The organism is Lentzea sp. NPDC055074, assembly GCF_053608005.1.
Genome location: NZ_JBSGUQ010000001.1, coordinates 563352 through 575655, shown reverse-complemented (window position 1 = coordinate 575655; position 12304 = coordinate 563352). Strand labels below are relative to the sequence as shown.

The 12304-nt window shown below is 71.4% G+C and carries 1 protein-coding gene (running past one end of the window); it reads right to left on the bottom strand.

What is annotated here, in order from left to right; translation table 11 throughout:
• Positions 1-12304: the beginning of a hypothetical protein gene (locus ACWF7A_RS02795; RefSeq protein WP_452248669.1), read on the bottom strand. Its footprint begins 16280 nt before the window's first position; the window shows 12304 of its 28584 coding nt (coding positions 1-12304); it begins with the start codon at positions 12302-12304; the stop codon falls past the left edge of the window.

The window sequence follows — 12304 nt, the reverse complement described above, 5'->3', positions numbered from 1 at the left end:
CCGCGGCGGAGAGGTCCGGGACGGACTCCACGTTGGACAGGCCGAGCGCGCCCGGCTCGTTCGGCGCGACCGTCGCCGGCGGCGCCATCTTCGGGAACTCGGGCTTCGGCACGGTGGACTCGACCTTGGGCAGCGCGCCCAGCTCGCGCGCGACGTCCTCGGACACCCGCACGAACACCGACTTCGGCATGTTCACCGTGACGCCCTCGGCGTTCGGCGTGCCGCCGTGCAGGAAGTTCCCGGCGCGGCTCTCGCCGACGATGGTGAACTCGGCGTCGATCTGGACCAGCACGGTCCGCGCCTCGCCGGGCGTCGTCCTGCCGCGGTCGACGTTGCCGCCGACCTCGTTCGACTGGGTCTTGTTGTCCGACCAGGGCGTGAACTTCGCGGTCGCGGCGACACCGCCGGACCCGCTCGGGTTCGTCGGCGTGCCCGCGGGCGGCGGCGTGACGTTCGGGCGCACCGGCACGTTGATGCCGGCGGTCAGGTCGACGGACCGGGCCGTCGTGGACGACTCACCGGCCTTGTACCCGCCGCTGACCGAGTTGTCGGTGCCCGTGGTGTCCGAGATGGACACCAGCTTGGCCTCGCCCAGCTTCACGGACATGCCGATGGCGCCGGAGCGGTCGGTGACCCGCCGGTCGTACTTCAGGCCCTGCTCCTGCACACCGGTCTCGATGAGCCGCTGCAGGTTCGCCTTGATGTTCTCCGGGGCGAACATCTTGTCGATCTGGGCGCGGGAGGCGGTACCCGGCACGGTCAGCGCCGAGTCGCCCTTGGCCGCGCGGTTGAGCGCGTCGATCGCCTGTTCCCGCAACGCGGTCGTGTTCGCGACCGCCTCGACGTTGAGGAACTCCGGCGACTTCGGCCGGGCCTCCTTCGGGGCCAGCAGGTCCTTGACCGTCGGCGAGTCGTCGAGCGTCGTCACCTCGGGGTCACCGGGCTTGAAGCCGTCGCCCGGGTCGTTCTTCAGCGTCGCGCCGTCGGAGACCCAGAGGTTGACCTTGCCGTCGATCTTGTCGAGACCCGCGCCGGTCTTGGCGACCGTGGTGACCTCGGGGGAGTGGAAGCCGGGCGCGCCGGGCACGACGGTGCGCACCCACGTCCGCGGCCGCGTGAAGGTCGTGATCTCGACCTCGAACTCCACGTCGTTCGAGAACACCTGCGAGTCCGGGCTGCCGGACTGCGACTGCGTGGCGCTGACCGCCGGGCCCGCGGTGGTCTTGTCCGTCCACGAGTGGCTGTAGGACACACCGGCCTGCGGCATCGGGGTGAGCGAGGCGACGCCCGTCTTGACGGGGATGTTCGCCCTGCCCTGCACGCCACCGGTCCAGCCCTTGGTGGTGCTGGAGTTCGCGTCGAGCTTCGGGCCGGTCGTCGTCGAGTCGCTGACGGCGTGCGCGTCGGCCTGGCCGAGGTGCTTCGGGTTGCTGAGCTTGGCCTTGACCGTGACGTTCACGTAGGTGTTCGTCGTCGTGCCGGTGTTCTTCAGCTGCACCGAGACGCCCGGGCCGAGCAGGCTGTCCATGTTGGCCTTGAGCGCGGCGGGGGAGAGGTTCGCCGTGATCTTGCGCTGGTTCGCGAGCTGCTCGGCGACGTTCGAGTAGCTCTGGCCCTTGCGCGGCTGCGCGTCCGGGTTGTTCCAGTTCGGCAGGAACTTCTCGAAGCCGGGCAGCTCCTTCAGCTTGGCCTCGACCTGGCCCTGCACCTTCGCGGCCGGGGTGAACTCGCCGACCTTGGCGTTGCCCGCGGCGAGCGTGTCGGCGACGAACGGCGGCAGGAACTTCGTGTCCGCCGTGGCCGGGTCGGTCGTGGTGTTCCTGGTGCCGTCCGGGGTCGGCAGACCCACCGCACCGGCCTCGTTGAGGCCCATGCGCATGTGGGTCGTGACCTCCATCTTCACGCTCTCACCGGAGGGCGTGCGGACCTCGACCTCGGCCGTGACCTCGTACATGCCGGTCTCGGACTTCACGCCGATGCCGGTCTTGTGGCTGCTGCTCGATCCCGCGTTCACGCCCTCGGCGGTGCGCGCGGAGTAGCTGCCGGTGGCGCCGACCGTGCCGCCGACCTGGCCGGGGACGCCGATGTTGGCACCGACACCCGCCGTCACGTCGAACCCGGTCTTGGTGGACGCGGACACACTGCTGCCCCAGGCGGAGGTGTCCTTCAGGTCCAGCGCCGCGCTGTCGTGCGTGCCGACCAGCTTCACGTCCTTGAGCGTCGCGGTCATCTGCACCGCGCCGCCCTTGCTCGCGTGCGGGCTGACCAGGTCGGGGGAGGTGACGAAGCCGCCGAGCATCGCGGGCAGGTTGTTGCGGATCGAGGTGGGGCTCAGGAAGTTCTGCAGCGCCTCGCGGCCGGGCGAGCCGACCTTCGTGATCGACGGGTGCAGCTTCGCGGCGACCTCGTTGAACGCCTTGCCGGAGTCCTTGACCGACACCGCCTCCGGTACCGCGTTCTCGACCTTGGCGCCCCACTGGGCGTCGGCCGGGGTGACCTTGGCGGAGGACTTGCCCGAGTCGACGATCGTGCTGAGGTCCGCCGGGACCTGCAGCGTGACGTTCGTGCCGGTATCCACTGTGGACGACGGCTTCACGTTGCCGCTCGCGTCCTTCAGCGTGATCTCGTAGGAGACCGGGACGGTGACCTTCTTCGAGCCGTCGTCCGAGCCCTTGATCGCGCGCTGTTCGGTGACGGAGTTGCTGGTGGACTGCGAGACCGCGGGCGTCGCGAGCGCGGCCTTGCCGCCCAGCGAGCCGTACGGGCCCGCCGCCACACCGGCCGTCACCGCACCGCCGACGTCGTTGGACGTGGAGATGGTGTTGGTCGTGCCGGTGGACGCGGCGGCCTGGTAGTTCTTGTCCACCTTGGTGTCGGCGTCGGCCTGCACGTCGGTGGTGGCGTCCGCGTGCATCTCCGCGCGGACGTTCGCCTCGAACCACTTGCCGTTGATCTGCACCTGGAAGTTGCGGCCGCCGCCGAGGAACGTCTCGAAGTCGTTCTCCAGCGCGTTCTTGATGCGCGCCTGGTCGTCCGCCTTCAGGCCGTTGATGTCGTTCACGACCGCGTCCGCGCCGCGCACGTCGGTCGGCGTGATCGACCCCAGCGCCTTGTTCTCCTGGAAGAAGCTCGGCAGGTTCGTGTCCGGGACCTGGCCGACCGGCTGCGGTTCCAGGGTGGTCATCTGGACGACCGGGCTCGGCTTCGGCGGCGCGGGGCGGGTCTGGACGTCGGTGTCCACGTCGGACTCCGGTGCCGACCGCGTGTCCGTCTCGGGCCTCGGCGGCGCAGGCCGGGTGTCCGCGTCCATGTCCACGTCGGTGTCGGCCGGCGGGTTCTGGTTGCCGGCGTCGCGGCCCGTCGGACCGTCGCTCATCTCGTTGGGCTGCGGCGGGTTCGCCGGGTCGTGCGGCGTGAACGTCGACTTGCCGTTGTCGTTGGGGTGCGCGTCGACGTGGATCGCCGTCGCCGGGTCGAACGTCGGCGGCTCCCAGTTCTCGATCTCCAGCAGCTTCTTCTTCGACATCCCCGGCTTGATCTCGGGCTTGGGCTCGAAGAACGGGTCGACGGTCGTGGTCGCGCCGTTGGGGCCGTGGATCGTGATGGGGCGGCCGATGTCGGTCGCGAGCAGCTTGGCGGCCAGCACCTCGGCCTGGCCCAGTTTGGCGTTCTCGGCCTTCTGCTCGGCCTTGTTCTCCCGGGCGTCCTGCTCGAGGTCGGCTGCCGTCGGGGGCTGGTGGTCCGGGTCCTCGATGCTGTTGTCGACCGGCGTGGCGTCGCTGTTCGGGTGCGGCGTCGCGGGGGCGGGCTCGATGATCGAGCTGACCAGGTGGCCGAAGTCCAGGTCGTGCTGCTGGTTGAAGTCCGCGACCTGCTTGACGATCGACGGCTTGGAGGTCCAGCCGGTCTCGACGGCACCTGCGCGCAGGTCCGCCGGCGACTTGACGTCGGCGGCGTCGATGTTCGGGTCGGCGTCCATCGCGCCGTGCACGGCGTCGTAGATGCCGCCCGGCCGCGGGTCACCCGCGAGTGGCAGCGCGCCGTGCTGCAGCATGCTGAACTGGCGCACCGCGTTGCTCTGGTTGGTCGACATCGCCAGGTTCAGCAAGGACGCCATCTTGTCCTGCTTGACGGTGGGATCGATGCCGATGTACCCGTGTCCGGGCACGGGCGCGGAGACCGCGGGGCTGGGCTTGTTCTTGTCCTGCGCCCCGAGACGGGTCTCGTCCTTCGACGTCGGGTTCCAGCCGCCGGTGGTCTCGCCGGTCTCCGAGTGGTACGTGACCTGCTGGGCCTCGGCCTGGTCGAACGGCTTCACGTTCTTGTTCGGCTTGTCGTTCTTGCCGTACACGCCGAACTCGTCGCGGATGTCCGCGACGGAGACGCCGCCCTTGGCGGTGCGGTCCTCGAACATGCGCGACGTCACCGAGGTGAGCGCGGTGTGCGACTGCGGGAGTTTCGCACCCTTGGACTCGGCGAAGGTGTGCGCGAGCCGGGACAGGTCGGTGCTCACCGCGCCGCTGACGAAGTCACTGGTGAAGTTCTCACCGCGGTAGGGGTTGCGGTTGTTCTTCAGGTCGACCTCGATGCCCGAGTCGACGTTGCTCTGGTTGATGATCTTGTTGACGGCTGCGTCGACCGCGGCCTGGGGCGCGTTGGGGATGTTCGCCGTGAGCTCGGCCCTGATCTCGGCGGCCACCTGGTTGACGTGGGCGATCGAGTTGTCGATCGACTCCAGGGTCTGCCGCTGGCCGTCGCTCGCCCCGTTCTCCTGCTTCGCGATGTCCGCTTCCAGCTTCGCCTTGGCGTCCTCGAGCGCCTGGGTCGGGCTCGCCGGCGGCGGCAGCTGGTTCTGGTGGATGTCGACGACCTCGGCACCCGCGAACTCGTTGATCGACTCGCTGAGCCCGCCGAACTCGTTGCCCTTCGGGCCGAACTGGACGCCGTGGTCGACGACCGCGACGTTGCCGTCCATGAACAGGTTGGGCTCCGGCGAGTACGGCAGCATCGGAGCGGAGTCCTTCTGCCGCTCTCGCGCGTCCATGTCGTCGCTGATCGCCTTCTGGAACTTCTCGACGAAGTCAGGGCTGTTGAGGAAGTCCTCGGTGGCCTTGATCGGCTTGAGCTGCGCGGCCTTCTGCTCGTTGGTGAGGAACCCGTTGTCCTCGATCGCCTTGCGGTCCTTGTCGATGCGCTTCTGGGTGTCCGCCTTGAGCTGCGCGGGGTCACCGACGCGGTAGCCGCCCGAGTACAGCAGCGGGCGGGTCGAGCCCTGCGGCGAGTTCATCGACTCGGCGACGTGGTTGAAGATGTCCTTCGGCGGTGCGCCCTCCGGCGTCTTCACCAGGCGCGAGCCGTTGTCGAAGTCCTGGAAAGAGATGTACGGGTGCGCGCCGTTGCCGTTCATCGCGCCGACCGCGAACTCGTTGGCAGTGCTGTGCATCGTCTCGTTGCGCATGGTGCCGAACGGGAAGTCCCCGTCGAACGTCGTCAACGGCACCAGGGCGATCGGCTCGGTGCGGCCCGCGTTCGTGAAGTTGGTGTTCGCGGTGTTGATGCTGTTCGTGATGTCGGCGTCCGTGCCGGTGGGACCGTTGACACCGATGACGAACACGATGTCCTTGGCGAGCGGGCCGGCGTCCTTGGTGATGGCGTCGATGACCGTGTTGACGTTGGTCTTCGGGTCGTTCAGCTGCGCGTGGCTGACGATCATGTTGACCACGAAAGCGGGACGCTTGCCGCCCTCGACGCTCTCCCTGAGCTTGGCGAGGTAGTTGTCCTTGGTGGGGACGTCGAAGCCGTCCTTCGCGAGGTCCCGGAACGCCTGGTTGTAGACGACGTTCTGGTTCGCCATGGCGGTGACCGCGTTGTCGACGGCGGCCTGGGTGTCCACGTCGGACGTCGGCTGGTCGACGTCCATCGCGGTGTCCGCGTGGCTGTCCACGTTGGACGGACCAGCGTCGTTGGGGCCCGCGACGTTGTTCGGGTCGAACTCCGGCCCGTCGTGCTTCGTCCGCTTCGCACCGGGTTCGGCGTCGGCGTTGTTGTTGCTGTTGTCGGCGTTGAGGTCGATGCCACCGACGTCGCCGAGGTCGCTGTCCTCCGAGTGGGCGCGCTTCATCGGACGGCTGTCGACGTCGGCGTTCGCGTCGATGTCCGGGTTCGGCGAGGACTTGACGTCGGTGCCGGGCGCCGGAGTGCCGGGCTTCGGCGTCCAGTCGGCGGGCGGCGGCACGGTGGCCGGACCGGCCGGGTTGATCGTGGTGTCGGGCACCGCGACCTGGCTGTTGGCCGTGTTCTCGATCAGCCACAGGTGCCGCGGCCGGATGCCGGGGTCGGGCAGGTGGACGTCGGCGCCCATCATGCCGCCGTCGTTCTGGTGCACGCCCGAGTTCGTGTCGTGCTGCTGGAAGACGCGGCTCGTGTCCTTGTACTCGTCCGGGATTCCCAGGTAGTGCAGCGTCTCGTGCGCGAGGACCTCGGGACTCGTGTCGGTGCCCCAGTGGGTCTGGTCCGGGTTGGTGGTCTTCGGGTCGACCTTGATGCTGGTGTGCGCGTCGGCCTTGTTGTCGGTGAACTCGAGGTTCAGGTGGAACTGGTCACCGCTGGGCAGCCGGTGCCCCTGGTTCAGCAGGGTGTCGACACCGTTGGTGGCGTTCTCCTTGACCTGCGCGATCTGCTCCGGCGTCATGTTCGCGGCAGGGTCGATGTGCACCTTGACGGTGTACTCCTGCACGAAGTTGCCGGGGGTGGTCTCGATGCGGCGCAGGTCGTAGTTGATCAGGCCCTGGTAGGACTTGATGTTCGATGGCGTGCTGTCCGTGCGGACGTCGTGGACCGTCTGGTTGACGGTGCGGACGTCCGTGTCGTTGCGGCGGTCGGCCCAGGTGCTGCGGTCGGCCGGGTTGCTCGGGTTCGACCACTCCGCGGTCTTCGCCGGGTCGTGGCGCCACGAGCCGTCGGTGATGACCTCCTTGCCCTTGTGCGACTCCGGGGTCGGCGGCGTCGCGGCGGGCGGCGCGCCGACCTTCGGCACGTCCTTGCGGGTGCCGTCGGGGTTCGTGTTGGAGGCAGGGGCGGGCGGGGCCGGGGGTGCGGGCGGTGCCGGTGGGGGCGGGGTCGCCGGGGCGTCCCTGGTCGGTGCCGGACCGTTGTCGCCGCGGGTGTTCTGGTTGGGCGCGTTGGTGTCCGCGGCCGTGTCGGTGTCGGTGGTGGACTTGACGTCGGTGTCGGCGTTGGTGTCGCCGGGCGCCGGGGGTGCGGAACGGCTGCCGTCCTTGGCGTCGCCGTCCTTCGGGTCGGTGTCCCTGGAGCCACCGTCCCTGGAACCGCCGTCCCTGGTGTCGCTGCTCTTGGGGTCACGGCCCCGGGACCCGTCGCCCTTCGCGTCGTCCTTGCCGTTGCCCGAGTCGGGGGCGTCGTCGTCGCCCTTGTTGTTCCCGCCGTCCGTGTCCGGGTTGCTCGGTGCCGGCCTGGGCCTGCCGTCGCCGACGGCGTCCTTGAGCACCTCGTACGCCGGCGTGACACCGGGTGGGGTGGGGTTGTCGCGGTGGGGGCGGTCCTGCTGGAACGTGTTCGGGTCCTGGTCGAGGATCTTGTACGACCCGTACTCGGCCAGGTCGTCGAAGGCCTCCTTGCGGAACGCGTCGCCCAGCGGGTGCCGGAAGGGCACCTCGAAGGTCTCGATGTTGTTCCTGAAGTCCTGGCGGGCGTCCGCGCGGCCGGTTCCGTCCACGTAGCTCTCGTAGAGGCCCTGGAAGCGCGAGCCGGGCTGCGCGGCGGCGTTGATCGTGTTGTTGATGTCGTTGCGGTTGGTCGCCTCGTGGATCGCGAACGCCTGCACGCGCGGAGGCTGGACGTCGGGGTCGGAGTAGTTGTTCAGGTGCTGCTGCAGCTGGTGCTGCGCGGACACCAGCGACAGGCCACCCTGCGTGTAGTCGATCAGCAGCACGTTCTTGCCGGGCGGCATGCCGCCCAGGAACTCGTCGAAGTGCTGGTCGAGCATGTCCTGCTGCTGGTCGGTCAGCGGCTCGGTCTTGGGCTTGCCGTCGGGCCCGTTGTACGCCGGGGCGAGGATCGAGTTCGGGTCGGAGGGCAGCGGCCGGAAGTTCGACAACGGGATGGACACCGCGTCGTGACCCTGGTTCTGCAGCGCGGCGACCACGGCCGCGGGGCTGCGGCCCAGGCCGACGTAGTTGAACTGGTCCGGCGGGTACTTGTTCGTGATGTCGGTGGCGAGGTCGTTCACCGCGTCCAGGACGTTCTGCTGTTCCTGGATGTTCTGCTCGGCCGCGATGCCCTGCATCTCGCTGTGGAAGTCGGCGGCGTTGTCGATGCCGTAGACCTCGGGCCGGCGGTTGCCGCCGCCCAGACCGGCGTCGTAGAGCAGCGGGTGGACCGCCGCCTCGACGGTGCTGCGCGGCGGGACGGTGATCCCGTTGTCCGCCAGCCACTGCTTGGTCATGTACGGCGTCAGGCCGACCGTGGTGTTCTCGTCGACCCGGATGCTGACGAACTCGGACGGCTTGTTGGGCTGGTGGGAGAGGCCGCCCTTGCCGTCCGGCTGGTAGCTCGCGTCGTCCTTCGCCGGGTTCGGGGCCCGGTAGCTGTCGACCCGCTGCTGGGCGGTCGGTTCGACCGCGTCCTCGTACACCGAGTCGGTGTCGCTGTCGGAGTCCGCGTCGTTGCCGGACCGGGGCTGCCCCTGGTTCGGCGGCGGCACGGCCACCGGCGGCGTCACGACGAGGCCGGGAGCCGCGTTGGGGTCGGCCGTGGTGTTCGGGTTCGGCTGCGCACCGGTGGGCGGCGGGGGAGCGGGCCGCGTCTTGACACTCGGGTCGCCGGGGTTGGGCGTGTTCGTGTCCGGGGCGGGCTTCGGCTGGACGGAGGGAGCACCGGTTTCGGGCTTCGGCGTGCCCGCCGCGGGGACGGCGGTCTCCGGCCGCGGCGACGGCGTGCCGGTGGGAGGCACGTTCGTGGCCGGGTTGGGCGACGGCGTGGTCGCCGGCGGGACGGTCGAGTTCGGCGCCGGGCTCGGGGTGGCCGGGGGGACGGCGGTCTCGGGCCTGGGAGCGGGACTCGGGTTCTGGCTCGGGTTCGGCGAGGTGTTCGCCGGAGGAACCGTGGTCTCGGGCCGCGGCGACGGCACGGCGGGCGGCGGCGTCGCGGTGTTCGGCGGCGGGGTGCTGACCGGCGGCGTGTTCGCCGCCGGGTTGGCGGGCGGAACGTTGGCGGGCGGCGTGTTGGCCGGTGGGACGTTCGCCGGAGGCGTGTTGGCGGGCGGCGTGTTCACCGGCGGCACGGCGACCGGCGGCGCCGGTCGCGTCTGCGCGGGCGGTGCGTCGGTGCGCGGCGGTTGTGCGGACGGGGTCGTCTCCGGGCGGGGAGACGGGGTGTTCGCCGGCGGGACGTTGGTCGAGGGCGCGTTGGTCGCCGGGGCCGGCGAGGGCGTGTTGACCGGCGGCACGTTCGTAGCCGGGGCGGGCGAGGGCGTGTTGACCGGCGGCGTGTTGGCCGGCGGCACGTTGGCGGGCGGTGCCGGTCGCGTCTGGGCCGGTGGCGTGTCGGCGCGGGGCGGTTGTGCGGACGGGGTCGTCTCCGGGCGGGGAGACGGGGTGTTCGCCGGCGGGGTGTTGGTCGAGGGCGCGTTGGTCGCCGGGGCGGGCGAGGGCGTGTTGACCGGTGGCGTGTTGGCCGGTGGCACGTTGGCGGGCGGTGCCGGTCGCGTCTGGGCCGGTGGCGTGTCGGCGCGGGGAGGCTGTGCGGACGGGGTGGTGTCCGGGCGCGGGGACGGCGCCGAGGTGTTCGGAGCCGAGGTGTTCGGGGCAGGGGTGTTCGGGGCAGGGGTGTTCGGCGCGGGCGTCGACATCGGCGGTGCGACCGGGGCCGGGCGCGTCTGGGCGGCGGGCGGCGGGACGTTCGCCGCCGGCGGCGGCGTCGACGCCGGTGGCGTGCCGGGACGTGACTGGTTCGGCGTAGCGGTGTTCGGGGACGCCGATGGCGCGTTGGCCGGTGGCGTGGTGGTAGCGGGCGTGTTGGTCGCGGGAGCCGGGGAGGCCGGGGGCGGGGAGAGCGGGGTCGGCTTCGGGGCGGGCGGCGGCGTCGACGGAGTCGACTGCGGCGGGGCCTTGGTGATGGTGCTGTCGGGGGTGGGCGGCTTGGGCGCGTCGAACACGCCCTTCGTGCCGCCGCCGGCCGGGGTGAACTTGCTGCCGCCGCGTTCGCCGCCGGTCGCGCCGGGGGTGGCGCCCGGTGCCATCGGCGGGGCCATGCCGGGTGCGGCCGAGGCGGGAGGCGTCACGCCGGGGGCGATGCCGCCGCCGCGCGGGCCCGCGCTCTGGGGCGGGGTGGCGACGGCGCTCTGCGAGCCGGGCGTCGTCGGGGACGGGCTGCCGGGAACCGCACCGGGGACCGCGCCCGGCTTCGGCGTGGCCGCGCCACCGGGAGTCGCACCGGGAGGAGTCGCGCCGCCCGGCGTGCTGCCGGGAGTGCTGCCGGGAGTGCTGCCGGGGGGCGGGGAGAGCGGGGTCGGCTTCGGGGCGGGCGGCGGCGTCGACGGGCTCGTCTGCGGCGGGGCCTTGGTGATGGTGCTGTCCGGGGTGGGCGGCTTGGGCGCGTCGAACACGCCCTTCGCGCCCCCGCCGGCCGGGGTGAACTTGCTGCCGCCGCGTTCGCCGCCGGTCGCGCCGGGGGTGGCGCCGCCCATCGGCGGGGCCATGCCCGGCGCCATGCCGGGAGGCGTCGCGCCGCCGCGTGAAGGCGACGTCACGGCGCCCTGCGGGCCGGGAGCGGTGGTGGCGGGCTTGGTTCCCGCCGCGCCACCGGAGGAGTTGGGGTCCTTGTAGCCGGGCGCCGAGGGGGTGAAGGACGCGGGGCCCTTGCCGCCGCCGGAGGTACCGGCGGAGGTGCCACCGGTGCCCTTGCCGCCGGCCGCGGGAGGCGTCGCGCCGCCGGTCGTGCCGGGAGTCGTGCCGGGGGTCGCGCCGCCCTTGCCGCCGGCGTTGCCGGGGCCGGTGTAGCCGGGCGCGGTCGGGGTGAAGGGCGCGGGGCCCTTGGCACCACCCGTGGTCGCGCCGCCCTTGCCACCCGCGTTGCCGGGGCCGGTGTAGCCCGGTGCGGTCGGGGTGAACGCGGCGGGAGCCTTGGGCCCGCCACCCGTGGTGGCACCGCCGCCCTTGGGGTTGGGGACTGCTCCGACTGCGCCGCCGGGTCCCTTTGCGCCGCCACCCGTGGTGGCACCGCCCTTGCCGCCGGCGTTGCCGGGGCCGGTGTAACCGGGTGCGGTCGGGGTGAACGCGGCGGGGGCCTTGGGTCCGCCACCGCCTGTGGTGACGCCACCGCCCTTGGGGTTGGGGATTGCTCCGACGGCGCCGCCAGGTCCCTTGGCGCCGCCGCCCGTGGTCGTGCCGCCCTTGCCGCCGGCGTTGCCGGGGCCGGTGTAGCCGGGCGCGGTCGGGGTGAAGGGCGCGGGACCCTTCGCACCGCCGGTGGAGTTGACCCCGCCGCCCTTGGGGTTGGGGACTGCTCCGACGGCGCCGCCGCCAGGTCCCTTGGCACCGCCGGTGGAGTTGACGCCACCGCCCTGGGTGTTGGTGATGGGGCCGACGGCGCCGCCGCCAGGTCCCTTCGCACCGCCGGTGGAGTTGACCCCGCCGCCCTTGGTGTTGTTGACGGTCGAAACCGCGCCACCGCCGGAGTTGGCCGAGCCGGTGGAGTTGACGCCACCGCCCTTGGTGTTGTTGACGGTCGAGGCCGCACCGCCGCCGGAGTTGGCCGAACCGGTCGAGTTGACCCCGCCGCCCTTGGTGTTGTTCACGGTCGAAACCGCGCCACCGCCGGAGTTGGCCGAACCGGTCGAGTTGATGCCACCGCCCTGCGTGTTCTTGGCGTTGTTCACAGGGTCGATCGACTTCAGGTTGTTCTGGTTGGTCGTGTCGACCTGCGTGGACGTCTGGTGCGTGGCCTTGAGGTTGGACTGGACGTCGGTGAACGCCTTGGCGCCGCGGTCCGCCTGCGAGACGGCGTTGTCGTTCGAGTTGTTCAGCGCCGGCACCGCGAACAGGCCGATCGGGCCCAGCGCGTTACCGCTGAAGTTCAGGCCCCGCAGGCCCGAGGAGATGCCCGTCAGCCGGGACCCCAGGTCACCCGCCTTGTTCTGCAACCCCTGCATCGAGGAGTCGTTCATGGAGAAGCCGGTGTTGCCGGTGGGGCCACCCCCACCCGTTCCGCTCGTGGGCGGCGCCGAGGGGGGAGGGTTCGCTCCCGGGTTCGACGACGGGTTCGGGTTGACGTTCCCCTTGGCCAT